Source organism: Phyllobacterium calauticae (assembly GCF_019991125.1).
Taxonomy (GTDB): Bacteria; Pseudomonadota; Alphaproteobacteria; order Rhizobiales; family Rhizobiaceae; genus Phyllobacterium; species Phyllobacterium calauticae.
This window is the reverse complement of record NZ_JAGENB010000002.1, coordinates 76,070-99,843: the sequence shown is the minus strand read 5'-3', so window position 1 is coordinate 99,843 and position 23,774 is coordinate 76,070. Positions and strand designations below refer to the sequence as shown.

Genomic DNA, 23,774 nt, shown 5'->3' with positions numbered 1-23,774 from the left:
CCTGTCAATTGACAGCGCGTCCCCCGGTCCTCACTTGCAGGCTAGCCGTTCACGGGTCGCATGACATATGGGGCGAAGTAGCTCAGTAGGTTAGAGCAGAGGAATCATAATCCTTGTGTCGGGGGTTCGAATCCCTCCTTCGCTACCATTGTCTTTCCAAAGAAGGCGGTTTTCAGATCGGGCAGCGCGAATTGCGGTTTGCCGCATGTTTTCGGCTTTTTACCGGTCAATCGAGCGGCAGAGCATAGGTCTGCTTCACAATCTGGCTCGGCACATCGGTTTTGACATTCTGGATGCCGTTGATCCGCGTCAGATGAGAGGCCTGAAAGTGCCGGTAGTCGTCAAGATCGGCGACCACAACCCGCAGCAGCGCGTCGCTCTCCCCCAGCATGATGTAGCATTCCACCACCTGGGGCAGTCTCTTCATCGCATCCATGAAATGATCGATCGTTTCGGCATCCTGCGCCGTCAGCCACACCCGCGCGAACAGCGAAAGCGATAAATTGACCTTGGCCGGATTGAGCACGGCGACATAGCGGTCGATGACACCAGCCTCCTCCAGCAGCCGCACGCGGCGCAGGCAGGGCGATGGCGACAGGCCGGCCTCCCTGGCAAGTTCCACATTCTGCATGCGCCCGTCCTTCTGAAGCGCGCGAAGGATACGCTTGTCGATCTCATCCAGCATCATTGAAATTTCCTGCCAATATTTCCGATAGAATACAGTAATTATGCCAGTAAAACACCATATCCTGATATCTTTGCAATCCGATTGCGCGCCGTGTGCGGTACTGTTCCAATCATGGAAATACACACGCTATTGCTGTTTACGGCGACCGTACTGCCGCTGATCTGTACGCCGGGACCGGACATGCTGTTCGTTGCATCGCAAGCGATTGCCGGTGGACGCGCCGATGGCCTGCGTGCGACAGTCGGCGTCTGCCTTGGCTATCTCGTCCACTCCACCCTCGTTGCCCTCGGCCTCGCTGCCATCGTGGCGGCGTCGCCGCTGCTGTTTGAAGCGCTGCGCTGGATCGGCATCACCTATCTCCTGTATCTCGCCCGCAAGCTCATCGCGTCGGCATTGCAGGCCGGACGGGTGACCGTCGTCGCCAGACCGGCGAGGCGGCAGCTCCAGCGCGGTTTCCTCACGGCCTTTCTCAATCCCAAGGGCATGATGATCTATTTTGCGATCCTGCCGCAATTCATCCAGCCCGGCGGCGGCATTGCGCTGCAGGCGGCGGCCCTGTCGGCTGTCTTCGTCCTCTGGTGCGGCGTTGTCTATGTGATTCTCAGCCTGGTCATCGGGCGATTGGCCGGACGCGGCGGTTTCAGCGACCGGCGTCGGAGAATCGTCGAAGGCGGCGCGGGCGGGCTGCTCATCGTTGCCGCCGGTCTGATGGCGGCAAAATGAACGCACACGTGGATGGCCTTAGCCGATCCTGACCAGTTTTGCCGCGGCCGCCTGTTCCGGCATATCGACGACGAGCTGACCGAATTCCCGGGTGGCGGGCGTCTGCCCCTCTTCGCTCCAGATCAGGCTGAACACCGCCGTCGGCAGCGGCGGCAAGCCGTACTGGCCGTCAAGGATCTTCATTCCCGGTTCAAGGTCATCCCGGGTCATCACGGTCATTGCCAGCCCCGACAGCACGGCCGCGCGGATACCCTGCATGCTCGCCGACGTGAAGACGACGTGCCAATCGATCGAAGTCCGGTCCAGCGCTTCGACGCCGACCTTGCGGTTGAGGCATGGAGCCGGGATGAAGGCGAAAGGCAATGACGTGCCCGGCGGCACTTTGAACGTTTCGGCCGCCACCCAGACGAACTGCGTCTGCTTGAGAACTTTGCCGGTGGCCGCCTCCGGCAATGTCAGCACGACCGCCAGATCGAGTTCGCTGGCCCTGACCATCGCATGAAGATCGAGACTCATGCTGACATTCACGTCCAGCTGGACCTCCGGATTGGTGCGGGCAAACTGGCACAGCAATGTCGGCAGCCGGTCCCCGATGAAATTCTCCGGAACGCCGAAGCGGACGATGCCCGACACCGGCGATGCCTGAAAGCGGCGGGTCAAGGCATCGAGCGAATGCAGGATCTGGCAGGCATAGCGCAGGAAATCGTCGCCATCTTCCGTCAGCCTGACACTGCGCGTCGTGCGGTAGAGCAGCGACCGGCCAACCTGTTCCTCCAGCCGCCGGATCTGATGGCTGACAGCCGATTGCGTCAGGTTCAGCCGTCGGGCCGCCCGGGTAAAGCTTCCCGCCTCTTTGACAGCCACGAAGGCGCGTAACAGTGTGGGGTCGAAATCCATGCCAGCAGATTAATGACAGCTGCTAATTTATTCCAGTAAATTAAATCATTTTTGTCATGATACGAACTGACCTAAGGTGATGCATGACTCGCTTCGGCGAACACCGGACCGGTCATCCCGCCGGTCCGGTGCTTTTTCGTCCCGACTTGGCCCGGAACTCACCGACACCGCATGCGTGCCGGCGAAGGTGTGTTCCATTGCCAGATGCAACCTTGGAAAGAACCATCCATGTCGCTCTCCTCGTCCCGCAAGAATATGGTGGCGCTGGCTGCCATATGTTTGTCGTCCCTCATGTTCGGCCTCGAAATTTCGAGCGTGCCGGTGATTCTGCCAACCCTGGAAAAGGTCCTGCATGGCACCCTGAAGGACATGCAGTGGATCATGAACGCCTATACCATTGCCTGCACCACCGTGCTGATGGCGGTCGGCACCCTGGCTGACCGCTATGGCCGCAAGCGCATCTTCGTCATCAGCCTCGTGCTGTTTGCCATCACATCCTTCGTGTGCGGGCTGGCGCAGGATGCCGCCATTCTGATCGTCAGCCGCTTTCTCCAGGGCATTGCCGCCGGCGCGATGCTGATCTGCCAGATTGCCATTCTGTCGCATCAGTTTCAGGCAGGGCGCGAGCGCAGCAAGGCCTTCGGCATATGGGGGATTGTCTTCGGCATCGGCCTTGGTTTCGGGCCGATCATCGGCGGCATCATCGTTGCCCTCACCAGCTGGGAATGGGTGTTCCTGGTCCACGTCCCCCTCACCATCCTCACATTGATTCTCGTCTTCGGCAGCATCGAGGAATCCAGTGATCCCGAAGCGAAAAAACTGGATGTCCTCGGCATCACCACCCTGTCGCTGGCGGTTTTCGGCCTGACCTATTTCATCACGCAGGGCCCCGACCTCGGCTTTACCAGCATCACCGCTTTGGCCATCATCGGCGCATCGGCGGCGAGCTTCATCGCCTTCATCGTCGCGGAAAACCGCAGCCCCCATCCCATGTTCGACTTTTCCGTCTTCCGCATCCGCAACTTTTCCGGGGCTATCCTCGGCTCCATCGGTATGAATTTCAGCTTCTGGCCGCTGATGATCTACCTGCCGATCTATTTTCAGAGCGGCCTCGGCTACGATATTGTCGCGGCTGGACTGTCGCTGCTGGCCTATACGCTGCCTACTTTGGTCACCCCGCCATTGGCGGAGCGCCTTTCGCTGCGCTACCGGCCCGGCATCGTCATTCCGCTCGGCCTGTTCACCATCGGCCTCGGCTTCATGCTGATGCGCTTTGGCAGCAGCGTTGACCACGCAAGCTGGCTGACCATGCTGCCCGGCTGCCTGCTGGCGGGTATCGGGCTGGGTTTGACCAATACACCCGTTACCAACACGACCACCGGCTCGGTATCGAGCACCCGCGCCGGCATGGCCTCAGGCATCGACATGAGCGCCCGGCTGATTACCCTCGCGATCAATATCGCGCTGATGGGCTTTATCCTGCTGGAGGGCACGCTGTCTTATCTGAGAAGCGCCCTTGCCGGGTCGTTCGACCCATCCCGGTTGCGCCTGCTGGCGGAAAAAATCGCCGCCGGAAACTTTGCAAGCCTCCCGCAGACCTTTCCGGAACTCACGGCTCTGGACCCGGCCGGAACGCTCGTCCATGATGCCCTGATCCACGGTTTTGGCCTGATCATGCTCTATGGCGGTGCCGGCGTCTGGGTTCTGGCAGTGATCAGTTTCCTGATCTTCGGGCCGAGGAAACGCCTGAGCGAAGCGACCGCCACGAACCTTTGAAGCCAGCATCGGTACTGAAAGTCATCGACACTGCCGTTCCCGTGAATTTCAGCGCGCGAAAAGCCTGACCACCATGTTTGCCAATCCCCTGTAGGGCGGCTTGATCCGGTCGGTCAGCGGCATCCTGGCCTGATGCAGGACCGGCATGATCTTGCTGAAGGTCAGAAAGCCTTCGCGGCCGTGATAATGGCCCATGCCGCTGGCCCCGACGCCGCCGAACGGCAGATCGTTGCAGACATTGTGGAACAGCGTTTCGTTCACGCAGACGCCGCCGGCCACAATGTTCGCCAGCATTTTTTCCGTTTCCGCCTTGTCATTGCTGAAACAGTAGAACGCCAGCGGCCGGTCATGCCCGTTGATATAACCAATGGCCTCATCGGCGCTGCGATAGGTCTTGACCGGCAGGATCGGCCCGAAGATTTCCTCCTGCATGATCTTGCTGTCATCGCCCGGATCGAGCACCAGCGTCGGCGGCAGCAGGCGCTCGGTTTCCGCCCGTGCCGCATCTTTCGGCTCCACCAGCGTCATCACGTCAAGCCCGCGTGCCCGCGCATCGTCAAGCAGGCCGCGCAGGCGGCGATACTGCCCCTCATTGACGATATGGGTGTAGTCGGGATTGGCATCGAGCTGTGCATAGCGGGACTTGACCTCAGCCCGCACAGCCTCGACAAATTCATCGCGCCGCGCCAGCGGCACCAGCGCATAGTCCGGCGCGATGCAGGTCTGGCCGGCATTGTAGAGCTTGCCCGTGACAATGCGCGTCACCGCCTTGGCCAAGGGCGCGTCCTCGCCAATGAATACGGGTGATTTTCCGCCGAGTTCCAGGGTGACGGGCGTCAGGTTCGGGGCGGCCGATGCCATGACCTTGCGGCCGACGGCGGTGGAGCCGGTGAACAGCAGGTGATCGAAGGGCAGACCGGCAAACGCCCCGCCCACATCGGCGCCGCCAAGCGCCACGGCAACGCGGTCCGGCGGAAAGACATCGGCGAGCAGTTCCCGCAGGAACTCGCTGGTGCGCGGCGTGTGTTCGGACGGTTTGAGGTAAACATGGTTGCCGGCAGCGATGGCGGTGGCAAGCGGCGTCAGCGCCAGGTTGACCGGATAGTTCCACGGGGCGATGACACCCACAACCCCAAGCGGCACATAACGCACTTCCGCCCGGGCCGGCCACATGTGCCAGCCGGCCGAACGGCGCTGCGGATTCATCCAGGATTTCAGATGCGCAAGCATGTGGTCGATCTCGCCAAAGACGGTCATGCCTTCGCCCAGCATGCTTTCATGGCGTGAGCGATGGCCGAAATCCGCACTGATCGCCTTGACCATCGGTTCGAGCCGGTCCTTCAGCCCCGCACGCAAGCGTTTCAGATCGTCCTGGCGCTGGGCATAATCGGGCCGGTGCGCCAGCCACGCGGTTCGCAGACGATGGAGGGTCGGCACCAGGGCATCGGCAGATGTGGCGTTCATGTCCATGGTGTTTTCCTCCGGTCTTCTCCACCTTGTGTTCTACCACGGATGTGAGGGTACCCGTCAGCACTTTCAATGGAACAGGCCATTTCCGAAGGAGTGCGGCCATGATAGTTTTTCCGCGGTCCGTCAAAGAGGCGAGGACCCCGCCTCGCCTCCCGGCGTGCTGCGCATCCCCAGCGACAGCGACCAGCAATCCGAGGCCCATCGGCCCAAGACATCCCGCAACGTGCCACGAAAGGAACTGAGATCATGAAACTGATCCCGCGCAATCCCCGGAACGGCGTTTATCCGGCAACACCGGACTATCTCCATGCATTGGAAGTGCAGCAGCCGGAACGCTTCCTCTACATCAGCGGCACCATGGGCCTCGATCAGAACGGCGTAGCCGGCACGACCCTGGCAGAACAGCTCGATCTTGTCTGGAACAACATCCGGGCCATCCTTGCGAGCGCCGGGATGACAGTCGACAATATCGTCAGGACGACGAGTTACCTGCGCGATCCCGCCTTTGCCGAAGCCAACCAGAATGCGCGGGTGGCGGCGCTGGGAGGCCGCACGATCCCCACGACAACCATTGCCGCCCAGACATTGTCCGAAGCCTGGCTGGTCGAAATCGAGGTCATCGCCGCGGCCTGAACTCGGTCAAACCACTCAGATACCCGCATACCATTCATAGCCGCGATCTTCCCAGAAACCGCCCTTCCCGCCCCACAGGCCCCTGAAATTGTCGACCAGTTCAATGCGCATGAGATATTTGGCATGCTTGTAACCCAGTTGCCGTTCAACCCGCAGCCGCAGGGGCGCACCGTGCGCCACCTCAAGGTCTTTGCCGTTCATGCTGTAGGACAGGATGGTCTGCGGATGGAAGGCATCGATGAGATCGACGCTCTCGTAATACTGGCCGCTGCCATCCAGTGATTTCTCGTACTCGTCGGCACAATAGAACACCGCATAGCGCGCGCCGGGGGCAAGGCCCGCCTTCTGCAGGACAAGGCCGAGGGGAACGCCGGTCCATTTACCGATGGCGCTCCAGCCTTCAACGCAATCATGCCGGGTGATCTGCGTGCGTGACGGCATCGCCTTCAGATCGGCCAGCGACAGGCTGAGTGGCGTGCGCACCATGCCGTTGACCACCAGCCGCCAGTCGGCGAAATTGCCCTCCATCAGCCTCGCATATTCTTCGCTGTCCGGCATCTGCGTGCCATTGGCCTTGAATATGGGTGACAGGTCGGCCTCGGTGAATTCGCGCGCCAGCGGTTCGTGTGCCTGCAGGAGACGCTGGGAGCCCATGGTCAAGGCTTCGGCCTTCTGCAGGATATCGTTGACGCTGGCATTTTCCACCAGAGCGTCGCACCCGGTCAAAAGCCCGGTCGCGGCAACGCTGGAGCCGATGAGGAAACGGCGGCGTGAGAGTTCGAACTTCATTTCACTGTTTCCTTGTCGGTCTCGACCGTCAGGCCGTAATAGCCGGTGATCATCGAGCGCAGATTGTTCCAGACGCCGGATACCAGCACCATCACCAGATGCACGATGACAAAGGCGACGAGCAGCGATGCGGTGATGAAGTGAATGGTGCGCGCCGACTGGCGTCCGCCGAAAACATTGAGCAGCCACGGGAAGATGGAATCGAAGCCCGGCGACATGGTAAGGCCGGTCAGCACCATCAGCGGCAGAAGGATGAAAATGACCGCCATGTAGGTCAGTTTCTGCAGGCTGTTGTAGCGCCGCGCCTCTTCGCCCTTGGGAAAGCGCAGGCGGGCATGTTCGCCAATCTCATGCGCCAGATGCTGCGGCGTCAACTGGTCCTTCGTCGGCACGATATCCCTGCGGAAATGTCCGGCGATCAGGCCGTACAGCAGGTAGACGAAGCCGTTGATGACAAAGAACCAGGCAAAAAAGAAATGCCAGCGCCGCCCGGATGCAAGATCCTGATAACCCGGAATGGTGATCCAGCTTGGAAAGGCGCGCGGCGTCAGCTCGCCCTCGACCGTCGATGCGCCGAGAACGCCTGTCGTCGGGATGGAAATCGAACCGACGCGGGTGATGCCCTTGATCGTGTCGCCATCGCTGACGGCACCGATCGAGATGAAGGAATGATCGGCATCGGCACCGTACTGTCCCCAATAGAGATCGGGATGGGCATTGAAGATTTGCAGACCGCTCATCAGGAGGAAGCTGAGGCACAGGACATTGAGCCAGTGGGTCAGCCGCACGGCAATCGAATGCCGGTAGAACAGGATTTTCCTGGGCTGTGCCGTTTCATGATCAGTTACGCTCGTCATGATGCTATCCTTGGCTGTCGGGCAATGGATCCGGTGCCGTCCCGTCAGGGAGACGGCACCGGAGGGATTTTAGTTCTTTTTCGGCGCCATGGCGTCCGCCTTCATCGCGTCTTTCTTCATGGCATCGGGCTTCATCGCATCCTTGGCCATGGCCTGCTTGTCGCATTCCTTGGTCATGGCATCCTTCTTCATGGAGTCTTTCTCCATGCCGGCCTTTTTCATGCAGTCAGCCTTCATGCTTTCCGTCTTCATAGGGTCTGCCTTCATGGCATCTTCCGCAAGAGCGCTGTTGATGCCGGCCAGTCCGGAAGCGAGAACGAAAGCCGTCAGGGCGATGCGGCGTGCAAGAATGTTCATGGTAGTCTCCTCGATTTGAATAAGACACGTATCTGCGTGCCGTTGAGTTTCGGATGCCATGCGGTCATCCACACTTCCTGGGCATCGCGCTGCGTGTCTCACAGCTGTTCATGCCAGGAATTCTTTGTCCGCAGCCGCGGAATTCAGTTGGTGGCGGCGGCCAGGATCGGCCCGCCATGCGGCGCCTGGATCAGGACGGCCGTGCGCAGGCCGGGCTTGGCCGGAGAAATGCGTAGGCTGACCGCCTTGCCGTCCCAGCTTCCAAGATTGGAAAGGCTGTGAACCACGTTCTTGTGCGGCAGCGTGTGGCCGGTATTTTCGCCACGGCTGACGGGAACGTTGACGGTCTTGTCATCATAGGTCACCAGCCAGATATCGGCACCGCTCGCCGGTGCCTTCCCCGCAGCGATGGCGAGGGAATTGCCGGTGATCGTCACGGACAAGGGATCGGGCTTTGGCGCCGTGGCGATCAGGTGGTCGATCTCGCCGATGCGGTTGCCGACGACATCCGCGCGGCCATTGACGACCATCTGCGGGGTAAACGGCCCGTCGCGGCCGAGCGGGGTTTCATAGGTGACCTGCCGGTCCGTATATTCAGGCGCGGCGAAGATATCCTTCCAGCCGAGCCGGTCCCAATAGGTTACGCCGAAGCTGAGGGCCAGAACATCCGGCCGCTTGCTGATCTCGATCAGATTGGCATTGGCAGGCGGGCAGGACGAGCAGCCCTGACTGGTGAAGAGTTCAACGACAGTCAACGGCTTGCCATTGCCGGCAAGGGCGGTGCTGGCGCCAAGGCTCAGCAATCCTGCAATCACAGACACTGCAGACACATATCCGATATTTTTGCGCGACCCCATAACGGCCTCCTGATTTCCGTGGCGTGATCCGGACCTGTCGGCCGGTCACATCAGGCAATTCGCCGGAAGCTGGAATTTGGTTACACCGATCACGGATTGGTGATCGAAAAGTTCGGCCAGCGGCCACTGGCATGCGGTAACCGCTGTCGATATGATCGGCGCATCTGTAACCTTTTCGCCGTTGCTGCGAATAAAGGAATGAACCAGGGTGCATTCGGTCGAAGCGCGTTTGAAGGAACTGATGCTCGCAAGCCTTGCGGGCGACGCGCAGAGCTATCGTGTGCTGCTCGACGAGGTGGCAAAGCTTTTGCGCCGGTATTTTCTGCGCCGTCTGGCCGATGCCCACCGGGGCGATGCGGACGATCTGGTGCAGGAAACACTGCTCGCCCTGCACACGCGGCGGCAGACCTATGAGCCGGATCGGCCCTTCACCGCGTGGCTGCATGCGATTGCGCGCTACAAGCTGATCGATCATTTCCGGCGCAACCGCATCCGGGCAACCGTGCCGCTGGACGATGTGGAAGACCTGTTTCTGCAGGACAATTCAGACGCCGCCGCAGACCGCATGGATGTGGACAGGCTGTTGCAGACCATACCGGAAAAATCACGGGATCTGATTTACCGGACCAAGATAGAAGGGCAGTCGATCGCGGAAGCGGCCCGAAGCACCGGCCTTTCCGAATCGCTCGTGAAGGTCAGCATTCACAGGGGATTGAAGGCCATAGCCGCGAAGTTGAGAGGACAGGCAGCCGATGACGACAAATGATCTGATCGAGCGTCTCGCCAGCGAATTGAAGCCGGTATCGCGCAAAGCCGTGCTGCGGCGGATCGGCATCGGCCTTGGCATCAGTTCGGTCGCCTCCGCCATTCTCATGTGGTCGTGGCTGGGCATGCGCCCGGACCTGATGACCGCGGCGGGGACCATGGCCTTCTGGGTCAAGTTCACCTATACGCTCGCGCTTGCCGTCGGCGGCGCCTGGGCGGTCAAGCGCATTGCCTACCCGCTTGGCAGCATCCGCATCAGCCTTGCCGTGATGGCGGTCGCCATTGCCCTCATCTGCATGCTTGCCTTCGCTCAGCTCGCCATGTCGCCGCGCGATCACTACGCCAACATGATGAAGGGGCACACGATTACGGTCTGCACCTTCAACATCGTGGTGCTGTCGCTGCCGCTGCTGTTCGGCGCCTTCTGGGTGCTGCGCGGCCTGGCGCCGACGCGGCCCACGGTTGCCGGGATCGCGGCGGGCCTTGCAGCGGGGTCGATTGCAGCCCTTATCTACTCTTTCCACTGCGATGAAAGCGCCATGCCGTTCATCGCCATCTGGTACACGCTCGGGGTGATTTCCTCCGGCCTGATCGGCGCGATTGCCGGCCGCTTCATTCTGCGGTGGTAGATTGTAGCCTGGAGCCTACTTCATCAGCCATTCATGCTCGGGCGCGTTGTGGAATTTCCACGTGCGCTTGGGACCAGCCATGACATTGAGATAATAGAGGTCATAGCCATGACAGGCAGCGCAGGGATGATAGCCCTTGGGCACCATGACCACATCGCCATCCTCGATCGCCATCGCCTCGTCCAGTGACCGGTCATCCGTATAGACCCGCTGGAAGGCAAAACCCTGCGGCGGATTGAGCCTGTGGTAATAGGTTTCCTCCAGATAGGACTCCGCCGGCAGGTTGTCCTGATCGTGCTTGTGCGGCGGATAGCTCGATGTGTGACCGCCCGGCGTGATCACCTCGACCACGAGCAATGAATCCGCCGGTTCGCTTTCCGGCAGGATGTTGGTGACGTACCGTGTATTGGTGCCCTTGCCGCGTGTTTCCTGGCCAAGGTCGTCAGGCGCGATCACGCGCACCGGCAGATCGCCGCCAAGGCTTGGCGCCGAGCAGACGGCAAGTTCGACAGCCGTATCGGCCACCACCGACCAGTCGCAATTGGCGGGCATGTAGACCGACCACGGCTTGCCCTCGAAGGGTGACATGCGCGCGCCCAGCAAACCGAGATCGTGGCCGTTCACCTGGGCAAATCCCTTGCCCGTCACGAAGACGAGACAGACTTCCGTGTCGCCGCTGCGGCCGGCAATGGTCTGGCCCGGCGCAGCGCGATTGAGGTCGAACCCGACATAGGTCCAGCCGGCGGTTTCCGGCGTGACATGCGCCACGCGGCCGGTGCCGGTTTGCGCCTTGAGCAACAATTTCGACATGGTTCTATTCCTCTTTCCCGTCCGCATCCGTCGGCTTGACCGGTTCGGATGCGTCAAAAGCGATGAAAAACTGCCAGACGCCATAACCGGCGAAACCAAGCGCTATCGTCCCCCAGAACGGCGTGCCCGTGACGAACTCGAAAATGGCCCATGCCACGCAGAAGGCCACGACAGCGATCCGCCGCCACAGGGGACGAAAAAACGGATGCTTGGAATCGCTGGTCAAACCAATCCTGCCTCTTTGATGAAGCGGCTGAGATTGGCATGGCCAAGCTTGGAATAGACGGCTGGATCAGCCTTCTCAGGATCCTGCTCTGCCTCGACAACCACCCAGCCGCTATAGCCACGGAGTTCCTTGAGGACGCGAACATAGTCGATCATGCCGTCGCCGGGAACCGTGTAAACACCAGCGAGAACCGAATCCAGGAACGACCAGTCTTCGCGGTTGGACTGCCACATCACGGCCTCGCGGATATCCTTGCAATGTACATGGCTGATGCGCGCCTTGTAGTGGCGGGCGAGACGTGCCGGATCACCGCCGCCCCATGTGGCGTGGCCGGTATCGAGCAGGAGATGCACCGCATCGCCCGTCACTTCCATGAACCGGTCGATCTCGGATTCGGTCTGCACCACGGTGCCCATGTGGTGATGATAAACCACCTGCAGGCCGTAGGTCTGCTTCACCGCTTCGGCAAAGGCCGTGTAACGCTTGCCGAATTCAGCCCACGCCGACTTTTCCAGAACCGGACGGGCCGACAGTGGCAGATCCTTGTTGGAGTGAATGGCGTTCGACGTCTCGGCAGCAATCAGAACCGTGCAGCCCATGTCCTTCAGCAGCGTGGCATGGCCGACAACAGCCTTGAGTTCAGCGTCGACATCGCGCACGAGCAGCTCGGTCGAGTACCAGCCGCTGACAAGACTATGTCCGAACGCATCCAGGATCGGACGCAGCTTGTCCGCCGTGCGCGGAAACTTGTTGCCGAGCTCCATGCCGGTGAACCCGGCCGCCTTCGCCTGTTCCAGACAGGTTTCCAGAGGAATATTGCCGCCGATTTCGAGCATGTCGTCATTGGACCAGCCGATTGGGTTCGCCCCGATACGGATCATTCTTGTCTTCCTTCAGTTGTTGTGTGCGGGGTGCGTGGTTCGACAAGCTCACCATGAGGAAGGTGGGTTGACTGCAACACCAATCGCAAAGATTGCAGAATATGACTTCCTGTCATCATCTACGTCCCTCATGGTGAGCTTGTCGAACCACGCACTGTTTATCTACAAATCAGGTTAATCGCCGATGTGTTGCAGTTTCAGCTTCTCTTCATAGGCCTTGCGCGCGGCATTGACCTGCGGGCGCTGGCTCACCTCCGGCACCGCCACATCCCACCACGTGCCGCCGGCATCGGTGGAAACAAGCGGGTCCGTGTCGATGACGACAACCGTGGTCCGGTCGTTCTGTTTGGCGCGTGCAAGTGCAGATTCCAGTTCCGCAATCGACGCAACCTTCTCAGAAATGGCACCAAGGCTTTTTGCATGGCCGACAAAATCGACGTCAGGCAAAACCTCGTGGCGCGAGTCTTTCAGAAGGTTGTTGAAGTTCGCCCCGCCCGTGCCCATCTGCAGCCGGTTGATGCAGCCGAACCCGCGATTGTCGAGCAGCACAATAGTGATCTTGTGGCCCAGCATCACCGAGGTGGCGATCTCCGAATTCAGCATCAGATAGGAACCGTCACCGATCATCACGACCACCTCGTCATCCGGCTTGGCCATCTTCGCCCCGAGACCGCCCGCAATCTCGTAGCCCATGCAGGAGAAGCCGTATTCGGCGTGATAGGAGCCCGGCGCGCCCGCCTGCCACAGCTTGTGCATTTCACCCGGCAATCCGCCCGCCGCATGCAGGACGGTCGCCGCGCTGCCCATGGTCCGCTGCACGGCACCGATCACCTGCGCATCCGACGGCAGGACCGCGTTGGTCGGTCCGGTGACCTCGGCGGCGGCCTTCTGCCACTCGGCCTTGCCCTGTGTGGCATTTTCGGTCCAGCTCACGGGCGCCTTGTAACCGGCGGTCGCGGCAGCCAGTTCCAGCAGTCCTTCGCGCGCATCGGCAACGAGAGCCGCCGCGCGGTGCTTGCCCGCATCGAAAGCCTGCACGTTGAGGCCGATGAATTTCTTGTCTCCATTGCGGAACAGCGCCCAGGATCCGGTGGTGAAATCCTGCAACCGTGTGCCGACGGCCAGAATGACATCCGCCTCTTCCGCGAGATGATTGGCAGCCGATGTACCGGTCACACCGATAGCCGCCATGTTCAAGGGATGATTGTCAGGCAGGGAGGACTTGCCGCCCTGTGTTTCACAGACGGGAATACCCGCCGCTTCCACGAAGGCTTTCAGCTCGTTCGATGCCTGCGAATAGATGACGCCGCCGCCGGCAATGATCAGCGGCTTTTTCGCAGATTTGAGCAGTTCGACGGCGGCAGCCAATTCCCTACGGTCCGGGCGCGGGCGGCGCGTCGTCCACACGCGCTCGTCGAAAAAACTTTCCGGATAGTCATAGGCTTCCGCCTGCACATCCTGACATAGCGCCAGCGTCACCGGGCCGCATTCGGCCGGATCGGTCAGCACCGCCATGGTGCGGGCGAGTGCCGGAATGATCTGTTCGGGCCGGGTGATCCGGTCGAAATAGCGCGAGACGGGACGGAAGCAGTCATTGGCCGAAACCGTGCCGTCGCCAAAACTTTCCACCTGCTGCAGAACCGGATCGGGGATACGGTTGGCAAACACGTCGCCCGGCAAAAGCAGCAACGGCAGGCGGTTAACATGGGCAAGCGCCGCCGCCGTCACCATATTGGTCGCGCCCGGTCCGACGGAACTCGTCACCGCCATCATGCGGCGGCGGAAACTGGCCTTGGCGAAGGCGATGGCGGCATGCGCCATCGCCTGCTCATTGTGGGCGCGGTAGGTCGGCAGCTCGTCGCGCACCTGATACAGCGCCTCGCCGAGACCCGCCACGTTGCCGTGGCCGAAAATCGCCCAGACACCGGCAAACACCGGCACCTTCCGGCCATCGATCACGGTCATCTGGCTGGCAAGGAAACGCGTCAATGCCTGCGCCATCGTCAGGCGTATCGTCTTGGTCATGTCAATCTCCTCCCGGCCTGATGCTATGCCGCTTGTTGCTTGCGGCTGGCAAGCCATGCCCTGGTCAATTTTTCGAAACGATCGGCCATGTCGGCAATCGCCGCCTCATCGGATATCTTTCCCGCCAGCCACTGTTCGGCGGCATCCATGAAAATCGTCCGCCCGACGGCAAAACCTTTGACGACGGGTGCATTGGCGGTGGCGGCGAAGGCTGCTTCCAGCTCATCCTGCGGCGCTTCCAGCCCGAGGAGGACGACACCACGGCACCACGGATCGTTCTTTTCGATCACCGCCTCGATCTTCTTCCATGCGGCGGCCGAAGCCTGCGGCTCCAGCTTCCACCAGTCCGGCTTGATGCCAAGCGCGTAGAGCTCTTCCAGCGCCCGCGGAATGGTCATGTCGTCGAGCACGCCGTGTTTTCCGGCAATGATCTCGATCAGCAGTTCGCGTCCGACCTTGCGCGCCGCCTCGAACAGGGCGCGCAGCTTAGCCTGCTGCTCCGCCTTCAGCGCGGCCGGATCGTCCGGATGATAGAAGCATAGGCACTTGATGCAATGATCCACCGGCCATTCCGCCAGCTGCGACCCGATATCCTGCGAGAATTCAAAGCGCAGCGGGCGCGAGCCCGGCAGTTCGACCGGGCGGCCAAGCCAGTCGAAATTGTGCCGGGCAAATTCGAACATCGCCTCGCGCCCGAACTTTTCATCGAGCAGCATGCCATAACCGCTGCGGCCATCCGCAACCCGTGCAGCAGCCTTGACGGCCAGTTCCTTGAATGCCTGCACCCGGCCGATATCCGCGCCAAGCCTCTGGGAAAGGTCCTCAAGCTGCACGCGATGGTCAATGGCAAAGGCCAGCATCGAAGGGATGTCATGGCGGCGCGTGGTTGCCCAGTGCACATGATTGATCGCCTCGTCCTTGCGCAGCGCGTGCTGCGAGCTGCCGTGTTCAAGGAAGAACTGCAGCTCTTCGAATGTCGGGATTTCCGGCGAGCACAGGAGACGCGACACCGCAAAGGCGCCGCAGGCATTGGCCCAGGTCGCCGCCGTGGCGAGGCTTTCGCCGCCGAGCCAGCCGCGCAGGAAACCGGACATGAAGGCATCGCCCGCGCCCAGCACGTTGAACACCTCGATGGGAAATCCCTTGCCGACAATGCCGTCCTCAAGATCATCCGAAATGGCGCCCTCATAGACGATGCAGCCCATCGGGCCGCGCTTGAGCACGATGGTGGCATGGGCGGAAAGCGCGCGGATGGTCTTCAATGCGGCGAGCAGATCAGCCTCGCCGGAGGCGATCAGCACTTCCTCTTCCGTACCGACGATCAGGTCGCAGTCGGCCAGCACCGTCTTCAAATGGCTCGATACGGCATCGGAGGCGATATAGCGGCTGTCGCCTGCCCCATGACCGGCAAGCCCCCAGAGGTTCGGCCGGTAATCAATGTCGAACACCACCTTGCCCCCGGCTTCCTTGATCAGGCGGATCGCCTTGCGCTGGGCGGCATCGGTGTTGGGCTTGGAAAAATGCGTGCCCGTCACCACCACGGCGCGGGCGGAGCGGATGAACTCCGGATCGACGTCGTCCTCGTTCAGCGCCATGTCGGCGCAGTTCTCGCGATAGAAGATCAGCGGAAAGCTCTTGTCGTTCTCGACCGACAGGATGACCAGCGCCGACAGCCGTTCCGCATCGGTGATGACACCATCGACGGCCACGCCTTCGCGCAGCATCTGCTCGCGGATGAAACGGCCCATCTGCTCGTCGCCGACGCGGCTCAGAAGTGCCGAGCGCAATCCGAGACGGGCGGTGCCGATGGCAATATTGGCCGGGCAGCCGCCGACGGATTTGGCGAAGGACGCGATATCCTCGAGGCGGGAGCCGATCTGCTGGCCGTAGAGATCCACCGACGAGCGGCCAATTGTGATGACATCAAGCTTTTTGCCTGTTGCAGCGCTGCCCATGACGATCCTCCCGATATGCTGATCCATCCCGCTGAAAACAGGCCGGGAATTTTTGCATATGAAATAATAATTCTATCAAATCGTCAATATGGAATGTATATTCTTTTTAGATTTCCCGCATTTCATTTGGCGCTGTTACAGGCTGCGGCGCCGTTCCGCCACGCTCACAGTCAACGCCATGGCGAGCGCCATTGTCCCGGAGAGAGACCGGAATCCGGAAAAGTCCCCTTCCGCCGCCTCGAACCACACGCTGGCGGATTGTGCCAGCGGGGAAAACGCGCTGTCGGTGATGGCAACGACAGGCACGCCCCGCGCTGCCAGCGCTGCCGCATGCTCGACCGTTGCCGAGGCGTAGGGCGAAAAGCTGATGGCAATCGCCGCATCCTGCGGCCGGGCAAAGGACAGGATTTCCGGGTCGATACCGGCCGTCGATTCAATCAGCTGATTGCGGATTTTCAGTTTGCCGAAGGCATAGGCCATATAGGCGGAGATCGGATAGGACCGGCGGCGGGCGATGAGATAGATCGTGTCCGCATGCGCCAGAATTTCCACGGCGCGCTCCAGCACATCCTCCTCGGCACTGCGGGAAATGGTCTGGATGGATTGGCTGGCCGCCGACAGGAACCCATTGAGAATGACGCGGTTCTTGGAAAGGCCCGGCGTATCGCCGCGCAGGCCCGACAGCCGTTCTTCATACGAGCCCTGCCGTTCCCGCAGGCGTTCGCGGAACACCGATTGCAGGCTGGTAAACCCGTCAAAACCCAGATGCTGGGCAAAGCGAATAAGCGTGGAGGGCTGCACGCCGGCCGACTGGGCAATGCTTGCCGCCGTGCCGAAGGCGATTTCATCGGGATTGCCGAGGGCATAGGCCGCGATCTGTGCCAGCCGCTTGGGCAGGAGCTGCCGGCGATCCAGGATCAGCGTGCGCAAGGCATCGAAATCCTGCGGCAGAGTTGCTTCTGTGGCCGTGCTGCCCATTGCGAATCGTTCCCCTTGGTTATGCGATACGGATGGCGAGACTACCAAAATAATCCATTCCGCAAAACGGATCAGTTATTCCATTTTTATCCGTTATAGATTACTTCAATCAACATCTGCAAGAGATGCAGACATCCTCAAATGTCGTGGGAGTGAAGACATGTCGGGTCATGGGAATGCGCGCGCACTGGGTGTAGGGCTGATCGGAACCGGGTTCATGGGCAAATGCCATGCCCTGGCCTGGAATTCCGTCCGTGCGGTTTTCGGTGATGTCCCTCCGGTCCGTCTCGTGCATCTCGGCGAAGCCAATGCCGAGCTTGCCAGCCAGCGCGCCGCCGAGTTCGGCTTTGCCAAGGCGTCGGGCGACTGGCGCGCCGTGATCAACGACCCCGATGTCGATATCGTTTCCATCACCACGCCCAACCAGTTTCATCCGGAAATGGCGCTGGCCGCGCTTCAGGCCGGCAAACACGTCTGGTGCGAAAAGCCCATGGCCCCGGCATTCGATGACGCCAAGGCGATGACAGCGGCGGCAAAACAGTCCGGCAAGGTTGCGGCGCTCGGCTATAATTACATCCAGGGTCCGGCCATCCGCCATATCCGCCAGCTGCTGGCGGAAAAGATCATCGGCGACGTCAATCATCTGCGCATCGAGATGGACGAGGATTTCATGGCCGATCCCGACGCGCTGTTCTATTGGAAGCATGCTGCAACGTCAGGCTATGGCGCGCTCGACGACTTTGCCGTGCATCCCCTGTCGCTGCTCTGGGCGCTGTTTGGCCGGGTCAGCCGGGTCATGTGCGACATGTCAAAACCCTATGCCGAGCGCCGGACGCAGGACGGCGGCATGAAGGCGGTTGAAACCTATGACAGCGCCAGCGTGCTCCTGCATATGGAAAACGGCGTCGCCGGCACGCTGCAGGTCAACCGTTCCGCCTGGGGCCGCAAGGGACGTATTGCCCTGCAGATTTTCGGCTCGAAAGGCTCGATCCTATTCGATCAGGAACGCGCCAATGAATTCCAGCTCTACGTCACCGCAGACCGGCCGACGGAACAGGGCTACCGCACGATCCTGACCGCGCCGCATCACGATCCCTATGGCCGCTTCATCCCGGCTCCCGGCCACGGTCTCGGCTTCAACGACCTCAAGATCATCGAGTGCCATGAACTGATCAAGCGCATCGATGGCCAGGAGGCGCATCTGATCGGATTTGAGGACGGATTGGAGATCGAGCGCACCGTGCATGCCATGGCCCGGTCATTCAGTGAACAGCGCTGGGTGGATGTAAGGTAGGAGGGAATCCCCCCTCTTCACCCTGCATAATATAACCGCCCTGCCGGTGACCGCACCGGCAGGGCGTTTTTCATTGAAACTCAGAGGCTGATCGTCTTGCCTTCCTTGACCGAGCGCAGGGCGGCATCGGCCAGCGCCAGCGCGATCAAGCCATCCTTGCCGCTCGGAGCGGCCTTGGCGCCCGTTGCAATCGCATCGATGAAAGCGGCGATCTCGTTGGCATAGGCTTCCGTGTAGCGGGTCATGAAGAAATCATGCAGCGGCGGACGGGTATAACCGTTGCCATTGGCGACTTCGATCGACACCGGACGCTGGTTCTCCGCGGCAACCATGCCCTTGGAGCCATGCACTTCAATGCGCTGGTCATAGCCATAGGTGGCGCGGCGCGAATTGGAGATGACGCACTGCTTGCCGGAGGCGGTGGAGAGAATGACGCTGACGCTGTCATAATCGCCGAGTTCACCGATCTTCTTGTCCACCAGAACCGAAGCATGGGCGGTCACGGCCACCGGATCTTCGCCCAGCAGGAAACGCGCCATGTCGAAATCGTGGATCGTCATGTCGCGGAAAATGCCGCCGGAACGGGTGATGTATTCGGCGGGCGGTGCACCCGGATCACGCGAGGTGATCGTCACCATTTCCACCGCACCGATGGCACCATCGTCGATCGCTTTGCGCACGGCGGCAAAATGCGGATCGAAGCGCCGGTTGAAACCGACCATCAGGGTCGCCTTGGTTTCATCGACGACAGCAAGACATTCCTCGACGCGCTTCACATTGAGATCAATCGGCTTTTCGCAGAAGATCGCCTTGCCGGCACGGGCAAAGCGCTCGATCAGATCGGCATGCGTATCGGTTGGCGTGCAGATGATGACCGCATCGATATCCCCGGCCTTTTCGATCTCATCGATGCTGCGGATTTCACATTCATAGGCGCTGGAGAGATCCTTCGCCGCCTGTTCGAACGCATCCGCCACCGCAACGAGTTTCGCCTGCGGGTTGGACATCACGGCCTTTGCGTGAACCTTGCCGATACGGCCCGCACCGAGCAGGCCAAAGCGTACAGTCATTTCATTACCTCTTGGAAAGTTGCCCGGATGGGTTCCGGGCATTACAGATTGGTTTCAGACTTTTCTCTTCTTCTGGCGATAGACGTCCACGACGACAGCCGCAACGATAATCACGCCCTTGATGATTTCCTGGTAATAGGCATCGACCCGCAGGAAGGTGAATCCGGAAATCATCACGCCGAGAATGATGGCGCCGATAACCGTGCCGGTGATGCGCCCGACGCCGCCGGTCAGCGACGTCCCGCCGATGACGGCAGCCGCAATCGCATCCAGCTCATAGGTTACACCCATGCCCGACTGCGCCGTCTGGGCGCGGGCCGCGGTGACGATACCGGCAAGACCGGCCAGCACGCCGGCGATGGCATAGACCTTGATCAGATGCCGCTCGACATTGATGCCGGAGACGCGCGCCGCCTGGACATTGGCGCCAATTGCATAGGTGAATTTGCCATAGCGCGTATAGCGCAGCGCGATGTGGAAAATGAAAGCAACGACGAGGAACACCACCACCGGCCAGATACCCGTGCCGATGAAATTGAACTGGTCGGTCAGGCCCGAAACCGGCGATCCCTTGGTGTACCATTTGGCAACACCGCGCGCCGATACCATCATGCCCAACGTCGCGATGAATGGCGGAATCTTGGTCTGTGCGATGAGCGCTCCATTGACGATACCAGCAAGCAGACCAATGCCGAGGCCGACGATCAGAGGGACGATGAACGGCAGATCCGTCAGGCTGGGATAGACGGGTCTTGCCCAGGTCGAGGCCTGCGCGAAACTCGCGGCGATCATCGCTGTCATGCCGACAACGGAGCCCGATGACAGATCGATGCCGCCGGTGATGATGACCTGCGTGACGCCAACCGCAATAATGCCGATGACGGACACCTGCAGGATGATGATGGTCAGGCGCTGCTGGTTCATCAGAAAGCTCTGCCCGACGAAAATCCAGCCGAGCACTTCATAGATCAGGGCAATGCCTATCAGGACCAGGAGGATGCTGACCTCCGGCGGCAGCCGGCGCCCCTGCTTCGAGACCGCCGGTGCGGCTGCCTTTGCGGTTGCTTGTTCGCTTGTCATTGTTGTTCCTCCCCGTCCGGCAGCGGCTTCACTTGGAAGCCAGCTCCATGACTTTTACCTGGGTTGCCTCTTCCCGATCCAGAAAACCGGTGACGCGGCCCTCGTGCATCACCATGATGCGGTCGCTCATGCCGAGAACCTCGGGCATTTCCGACGAGATCATGATGACGGCGACACCCTGCTTGGCGAGTTCGGAAACGAGGCGGTGAATTTCCGCCTTGGCGCCGACATCGATGCCGCGCGTCGGTTCATCGAGAATGAGAATTTTCGGATTGGTCAGCAGCCAGCGGCCGATCAGCACCTTCTGCTGGTTGCCGCCGGAAAGATTTTCGACACGCTCCTGCAGATTGGGCGTCTTGACCCGCAGCTTGTCGCTCATCACCTTGCAGGCCGCGGCAATGCCCTTTTCCGAAACAAAACCGAATTTGACGAACCGGTCCTGCAGCACGGCGATCTGCATGTTCTCCAGCACGTCGAGAATGAGCAGGCAGCCGGTTTCCTTGCGGTCTTCGGTGATGAAGGCCATGCCATGCTGGATCGCCTGGTTCGGCGAGGCGATGGCAACCGGCTTGCCGTTGATGGTCATTGAGCCCGTCGTGGCGGGCGTCACGCCGAATATGGTTTCGGCGACATTGGAGCGGCCCGACCCGACCAGCCCGGCAATGCCGAGAATTTCGCCGGCCCGCACATCGAAGGAAACGCCGCTGAACACATTCTTCAGCGCAAGGTCTTTCACCGAGAGGACGACATCGCCGATCGGCACGGTCTCCTTGGGGAACATCTGGGTGATCTCGCGCCCGACCATCATCTTGATGATGTCGTCGCGCGTCACGTCGGTGGATGCATGCGTGCCGATATAACGGCCATCGCGGAACACCGAGAATTCGTCGGCGATTTCGAACAGCTCGTTCATCTTGTGGGTGATGTAGACAATGCCGATGCCCTGGCTGCGCAGGCTGCGGATGATCTCGAACAAATGCGCCACCTCGCGCTCGGTCAGCGCCGAGGTCGGCTCATCCATGATCAGCACGTCGGATTCGTAGGACACCGCCTTGGCGATCTCGACCATCTGCCGGTTGGCGACGCTCAGGTCCCGCACCTGCGCTTCCGGATCAAGCGCGATGTTCAGCCGCTTGAACAGCTCGGCGGTCATCGTGAACATCTTGCCGTGATCGACAAAGCCGAACATGTTCTTCGGCTCGCGCCGGATCCAGATATTTTCGGCCACCGTCATGAAAGGCATCAGGTTCAGTTCCTGATGGATCATGGCAATGCCGTTCTCCAGCGCATCGAGCGGCGATTTCAGCCGGATCGGCAGCCCCTTGAGAAACACCTCGCCCTGATCTGGAACATATATTCCAGCCAGGATCTTCATCAGCGTGGATTTGCCGGCGCCGTTCTCGCCCATCAGCGCGTGCACTGTCCCGCGCTTCAGGCGGAACGACACATCGTCCAGCGCCAGCACACCGGGAAATTCCTTGCGGATATTTTCAACATTCAACAGATATTCGGCGTTCGGCACCGCACCACTGGCGCGAACCGCAGCCATCGTTGTTGGGCTGACTGCCATAATCGTCTCCTCCCGAGACATTGAGCAAAGGCTGGAACGCGCCCGGAGGCGCGTCCCTGTGCAAGGCGCTATGCCTTAGTTCTTGGACTGGTACTTCGACAGATTGTCCGGCGTCACCAGTTCGAAAGGAATATAGACCTTGGTCTCAACCTTTTCGCCCTTCGACAGCTTCAATGCGGCGTCGACCGCACCCTTGCCCTGACCGGCGGCATTCTGGAACACGGTCACGCGGAGATCACCGGCAGCCATGGCAGCGAGCGCATCCTGCGTCGCATCGACACCGGCCACGACAACCGTGTCCATCTTGCGTCCGGCGGCCTTGAGGGCCTGGATCGCGCCGATGGCCATTTCGTCATTGTTGGAAATGACGGCATCGAATTCCAGACCGGCGGAGAGCCAGTTGGTCATGAGGTCGGCACCCTGGGTGCGCGACCAGTTGGCGGTCTGCTCCTCGACGATGGTAAGGCCCTTGCATTCGTCGGTGGCGATCACGTCGTGAATGTCCTTCGTGCGCTGGCGCGCCGCCTGGTTGGACAGCTCGCCCATCATGACAACGACTTTGCCCTTGCCCTTCAGGAGCTTGCAGACTTCCTTGGTTTCCAGCGTGCCGGACTCGACTTCGTTGGATGCAACAAAGGCCTGTTTTGCCGGCAGTTCGTTGACGTTGACCGGCTCGCGGTTGACGTAGACCAGCGGAATGCCCGCTGCGGTCGCCAGCTTCGACATGGCGGCCGTCGCGTCCGTATCCACCGCGTTGACGATGATGGCATCGACCTTTGAGGCGATAAAGTTCTGGATCTGGCTCTGCTGCTTGGCAACATCGTTCTGCGCGTCTTCCACCTGCAGCTTCACGCCATCCAGCGTCTTGGCATAGTCCTGCATGCCATTGCGCAGGACCGTCAGGAAGTTGTCGTCGAACTGCGCCATCGACACGCCAATATTGGCGGCCAATGCCGACGTGCTCATCAAGGCTGCAACAGCCACGCTCAATATCAGTTTTTTCATTTCGTCTCCTCCACATGGTGCCCGGCCACACCGTCCTGATCCGGAAGCTCCGCGAACGTCGGCATCGTAGCCACGCAACCCCTGCTGCCAGCGATGCCTCTGCCCCTAGAGTGCGCGAAACGTCGCGCAAACTTTTCTGGACTTGTCATACGGAATATAAAAACCGTCGCATCCAGTTTCTGAAATATTTATTCCATTTTCTCAAGAAGGCGTCAAGCGGGGTTCGTGAAAACCGGGCAATAATTGAGGGGTAAATTTTGCACAGCTGCGCAACCGGATTGCCTGTCTTCGACGCCGGTTTTTACCCTCACATCAGGTATTCTTCAGACTTATTGATAATTGACCCGCATCCTGAATTGATAAAATTATCACTTTCAATCGTTTTAAATCGACTTTGGAGGGGCCGATTTGGGTGAGGCTTGCCTGCGGCGGCGACATT

Annotated in this window: 23 protein-coding genes and 1 tRNA gene; 7 read left to right on the top strand and 17 right to left on the bottom strand. The window is 60.4% G+C overall.

From position 1 onward, the window contains the following. The first annotated feature begins 71 nt into the window (after positions 1-71). Positions 72-148 (top strand) — tRNA-Met (locus tag J1W56_RS06455). 78 nt (positions 149-226) lie between these two features. On the opposite strand, the gene J1W56_RS06450 is transcribed toward J1W56_RS06455, so the two are convergent. Next, the gene (locus J1W56_RS06450) at positions 227-688 is read right to left on the bottom strand and encodes an Lrp/AsnC family transcriptional regulator (protein ID WP_223612513.1); all 462 of its coding nucleotides are present in this window, start codon (positions 686-688) and stop codon (positions 227-229) included. 111 nt (positions 689-799) lie between these two features. Here J1W56_RS06450 and J1W56_RS06445 point away from each other — a divergent pair, with 111 nt between their 5' ends. After that, positions 800-1,411 (top strand): LysE family translocator, encoded by a 612-nt coding sequence (locus J1W56_RS06445; protein WP_223612512.1) that lies wholly within the window; start codon positions 800-802, stop codon positions 1,409-1,411. A gap of 18 nt (positions 1,412-1,429) precedes the next feature. Here the strand turns inward: J1W56_RS06445 and J1W56_RS06440 are convergent, their stop codons facing one another. Beyond that, complete coding sequence (locus J1W56_RS06440) at positions 1,430-2,308, bottom strand: LysR family transcriptional regulator (protein ID WP_223612511.1); 879 nt, start codon at positions 2,306-2,308, stop codon at positions 1,430-1,432. Positions 2,309-2,536: 228 nt separating this feature from the next. Between J1W56_RS06440 and J1W56_RS06435 the strand changes: the two genes are divergently transcribed. Continuing rightward, positions 2,537-4,084: an MFS transporter gene (locus tag J1W56_RS06435; RefSeq protein WP_223612510.1), complete on the top strand. Its 1,548-nt coding sequence runs from the start codon at positions 2,537-2,539 to the stop codon at positions 4,082-4,084. 48 nt (positions 4,085-4,132) lie between these two features. Here J1W56_RS06435 and J1W56_RS06430 read toward each other — a convergent pair whose 3' ends face one another. Beyond that, positions 4,133-5,554, bottom strand: coding sequence for a coniferyl aldehyde dehydrogenase (locus J1W56_RS06430; protein WP_404928045.1), 1,422 nt, complete (start codon positions 5,552-5,554; stop codon positions 4,133-4,135). A 246-nt stretch (positions 5,555-5,800) separates the two neighbouring features. Between J1W56_RS06430 and J1W56_RS06425 the strand changes: the two genes are divergently transcribed. After that, positions 5,801-6,187, top strand: a complete 387-nt coding sequence (locus tag J1W56_RS06425) for a RidA family protein (protein ID WP_223612508.1) — start codon at positions 5,801-5,803, stop codon at positions 6,185-6,187. A gap of 15 nt (positions 6,188-6,202) precedes the next feature. Here the strand turns inward: J1W56_RS06425 and J1W56_RS06420 are convergent, their stop codons facing one another. The 4 genes from J1W56_RS06420 to J1W56_RS06405 form a co-directional block, all read right to left on the bottom strand. After that, positions 6,203-6,976, bottom strand: coding sequence for a molybdopterin-binding protein (locus J1W56_RS06420; RefSeq protein ID WP_223612507.1), 774 nt, complete (start codon positions 6,974-6,976; stop codon positions 6,203-6,205). Then, on the bottom strand, positions 6,973-7,833 hold the full coding sequence (locus J1W56_RS06415) for a cytochrome b/b6 domain-containing protein (RefSeq protein ID WP_223612506.1): 861 nt from the start codon (positions 7,831-7,833) through the stop codon (positions 6,973-6,975). Before J1W56_RS06415 ends, J1W56_RS06420 begins: the two co-directional genes overlap by 4 nt. A 69-nt stretch (positions 7,834-7,902) precedes the next feature. Then, entirely contained in the window at positions 7,903-8,190 is a 288-nt protein-coding gene (locus J1W56_RS06410; RefSeq protein ID WP_223612505.1) for a pentapeptide MXKDX repeat protein, read from the bottom strand. Between the two features lie 143 nt (positions 8,191-8,333). Continuing rightward, on the bottom strand, positions 8,334-9,047 hold the full coding sequence (locus J1W56_RS06405; protein ID WP_223612504.1) for a DUF1223 domain-containing protein: 714 nt from the start codon (positions 9,045-9,047) through the stop codon (positions 8,334-8,336). A 208-nt stretch (positions 9,048-9,255) separates the two neighbouring features. On the opposite strand from J1W56_RS06405, the gene J1W56_RS06400 reads away from it, so the two are divergent. Next, on the top strand, positions 9,256-9,813 hold the full coding sequence (locus J1W56_RS06400; protein WP_223612503.1) for a sigma-70 family RNA polymerase sigma factor: 558 nt from the start codon (positions 9,256-9,258) through the stop codon (positions 9,811-9,813). Next, positions 9,800-10,441 (top strand): NrsF family protein, encoded by a 642-nt coding sequence (locus J1W56_RS06395; protein ID WP_223612502.1) that lies wholly within the window; start codon positions 9,800-9,802, stop codon positions 10,439-10,441. The genes J1W56_RS06400 and J1W56_RS06395 overlap by 14 nt, the downstream gene beginning before the upstream one ends. A gap of 15 nt (positions 10,442-10,456) precedes the next feature. On the opposite strand, the gene iolB is transcribed toward J1W56_RS06395, so the two are convergent. The 6 genes from iolB to J1W56_RS06365 form a co-directional block, all read right to left on the bottom strand. Next, on the bottom strand, positions 10,457-11,251 hold the full coding sequence (gene iolB / locus J1W56_RS06390; RefSeq protein ID WP_223612501.1) for a 5-deoxy-glucuronate isomerase: 795 nt from the start codon (positions 11,249-11,251) through the stop codon (positions 10,457-10,459). A 4-nt stretch (positions 11,252-11,255) separates the two neighbouring features. Then, positions 11,256-11,477 (bottom strand): DUF3329 domain-containing protein, encoded by a 222-nt coding sequence (locus J1W56_RS06385; protein WP_223612500.1) that lies wholly within the window; start codon positions 11,475-11,477, stop codon positions 11,256-11,258. Next, positions 11,474-12,358: a myo-inosose-2 dehydratase gene (iolE, locus tag J1W56_RS06380; RefSeq protein WP_223612499.1), complete on the bottom strand. Its 885-nt coding sequence runs from the start codon at positions 12,356-12,358 to the stop codon at positions 11,474-11,476. The genes J1W56_RS06385 and iolE overlap by 4 nt, the downstream gene beginning before the upstream one ends. Positions 12,359-12,532: 174 nt before the next feature. After that, positions 12,533-14,383 carry a 3D-(3,5/4)-trihydroxycyclohexane-1,2-dione acylhydrolase (decyclizing) gene (gene iolD / locus J1W56_RS06375; protein ID WP_223612498.1) on the bottom strand — a complete coding sequence of 617 codons (1,851 nt, stop codon included), beginning with the start codon at positions 14,381-14,383 and terminating at the stop codon, positions 12,533-12,535. A 23-nt stretch (positions 14,384-14,406) separates the two neighbouring features. Beyond that, positions 14,407-16,338, bottom strand: coding sequence for a bifunctional 5-dehydro-2-deoxygluconokinase/5-dehydro-2-deoxyphosphogluconate aldolase (locus J1W56_RS06370; RefSeq protein ID WP_223612497.1), 1,932 nt, complete (start codon positions 16,336-16,338; stop codon positions 14,407-14,409). 135 nt (positions 16,339-16,473) lie between these two features. Continuing rightward, complete coding sequence (locus J1W56_RS06365) at positions 16,474-17,316, bottom strand: MurR/RpiR family transcriptional regulator (protein ID WP_223612496.1); 843 nt, start codon at positions 17,314-17,316, stop codon at positions 16,474-16,476. A gap of 160 nt (positions 17,317-17,476) precedes the next feature. Between J1W56_RS06365 and J1W56_RS06360 the strand changes: the two genes are divergently transcribed. After that, positions 17,477-18,610, top strand: a complete 1,134-nt coding sequence (locus J1W56_RS06360) for a Gfo/Idh/MocA family protein (RefSeq protein ID WP_223612495.1) — start codon at positions 17,477-17,479, stop codon at positions 18,608-18,610. An 80-nt stretch (positions 18,611-18,690) separates the two neighbouring features. On the opposite strand, the gene iolG is transcribed toward J1W56_RS06360, so the two are convergent. The 4 genes from iolG to J1W56_RS06340 form a co-directional block, all read right to left on the bottom strand. Then, entirely contained in the window at positions 18,691-19,680 is a 990-nt protein-coding gene (iolG, locus tag J1W56_RS06355; protein ID WP_223612494.1) for an inositol 2-dehydrogenase, read from the bottom strand. 54 nt (positions 19,681-19,734) lie between these two features. Further along, positions 19,735-20,760: an ABC transporter permease gene (locus J1W56_RS06350; protein ID WP_223612493.1), complete on the bottom strand. Its 1,026-nt coding sequence runs from the start codon at positions 20,758-20,760 to the stop codon at positions 19,735-19,737. Positions 20,761-20,788: 28 nt separating this feature from the next. Next, on the bottom strand, positions 20,789-22,330 hold the full coding sequence (locus J1W56_RS06345; RefSeq protein ID WP_223612492.1) for a sugar ABC transporter ATP-binding protein: 1,542 nt from the start codon (positions 22,328-22,330) through the stop codon (positions 20,789-20,791). A gap of 75 nt (positions 22,331-22,405) precedes the next feature. Continuing rightward, positions 22,406-23,335: a sugar ABC transporter substrate-binding protein gene (locus tag J1W56_RS06340; protein ID WP_223612491.1), complete on the bottom strand. Its 930-nt coding sequence runs from the start codon at positions 23,333-23,335 to the stop codon at positions 22,406-22,408. Positions 23,336-23,774 lie beyond the last annotated feature (439 nt).

Coding starts and splice junctions, on each gene's coding strand:
- J1W56_RS06450 (WP_223612513.1), bottom strand. CDS start 688: ATGATGCTGGATGAGATCGACAAGCGTATCCTTCGCGCGCTTCAGAAG.
- J1W56_RS06445 (WP_223612512.1), top strand. CDS start 800: ATGGAAATACACACGCTATTGCTGTTTACGGCGACCGTACTGCCGCTG.
- J1W56_RS06440 (WP_223612511.1), bottom strand. CDS start 2,308: ATGGATTTCGACCCCACACTGTTACGCGCCTTCGTGGCTGTCAAAGAG.
- J1W56_RS06435 (WP_223612510.1), top strand. CDS start 2,537: ATGTCGCTCTCCTCGTCCCGCAAGAATATGGTGGCGCTGGCTGCCATA.
- J1W56_RS06430 (WP_404928045.1), bottom strand. CDS start 5,554: ATGGACATGAACGCCACATCTGCCGATGCCCTGGTGCCGACCCTCCAT.
- J1W56_RS06425 (WP_223612508.1), top strand. CDS start 5,801: ATGAAACTGATCCCGCGCAATCCCCGGAACGGCGTTTATCCGGCAACA.
- J1W56_RS06420 (WP_223612507.1), bottom strand. CDS start 6,976: ATGAAGTTCGAACTCTCACGCCGCCGTTTCCTCATCGGCTCCAGCGTT.
- J1W56_RS06415 (WP_223612506.1), bottom strand. CDS start 7,833: ATGACGAGCGTAACTGATCATGAAACGGCACAGCCCAGGAAAATCCTG.
- J1W56_RS06410 (WP_223612505.1), bottom strand. CDS start 8,190: ATGAACATTCTTGCACGCCGCATCGCCCTGACGGCTTTCGTTCTCGCT.
- J1W56_RS06405 (WP_223612504.1), bottom strand. CDS start 9,047: ATGGGGTCGCGCAAAAATATCGGATATGTGTCTGCAGTGTCTGTGATT.
- J1W56_RS06395 (WP_223612502.1), top strand. CDS start 9,800: ATGACGACAAATGATCTGATCGAGCGTCTCGCCAGCGAATTGAAGCCG.
- iolB (WP_223612501.1), bottom strand. CDS start 11,251: ATGTCGAAATTGTTGCTCAAGGCGCAAACCGGCACCGGCCGCGTGGCG.
- iolE (WP_223612499.1), bottom strand. CDS start 12,358: ATGATCCGTATCGGGGCGAACCCAATCGGCTGGTCCAATGACGACATG.
- iolD (WP_223612498.1), bottom strand. CDS start 14,383: ATGACCAAGACGATACGCCTGACGATGGCGCAGGCATTGACGCGTTTC.
- J1W56_RS06370 (WP_223612497.1), bottom strand. CDS start 16,338: ATGGGCAGCGCTGCAACAGGCAAAAAGCTTGATGTCATCACAATTGGC.
- J1W56_RS06365 (WP_223612496.1), bottom strand. CDS start 17,316: ATGGGCAGCACGGCCACAGAAGCAACTCTGCCGCAGGATTTCGATGCC.
- J1W56_RS06360 (WP_223612495.1), top strand. CDS start 17,477: ATGTCGGGTCATGGGAATGCGCGCGCACTGGGTGTAGGGCTGATCGGA.
- iolG (WP_223612494.1), bottom strand. CDS start 19,680: ATGACTGTACGCTTTGGCCTGCTCGGTGCGGGCCGTATCGGCAAGGTT.
- J1W56_RS06350 (WP_223612493.1), bottom strand. CDS start 20,760: ATGACAAGCGAACAAGCAACCGCAAAGGCAGCCGCACCGGCGGTCTCG.
- J1W56_RS06345 (WP_223612492.1), bottom strand. CDS start 22,330: ATGGCAGTCAGCCCAACAACGATGGCTGCGGTTCGCGCCAGTGGTGCG.
- J1W56_RS06340 (WP_223612491.1), bottom strand. CDS start 23,335: ATGAAAAAACTGATATTGAGCGTGGCTGTTGCAGCCTTGATGAGCACG.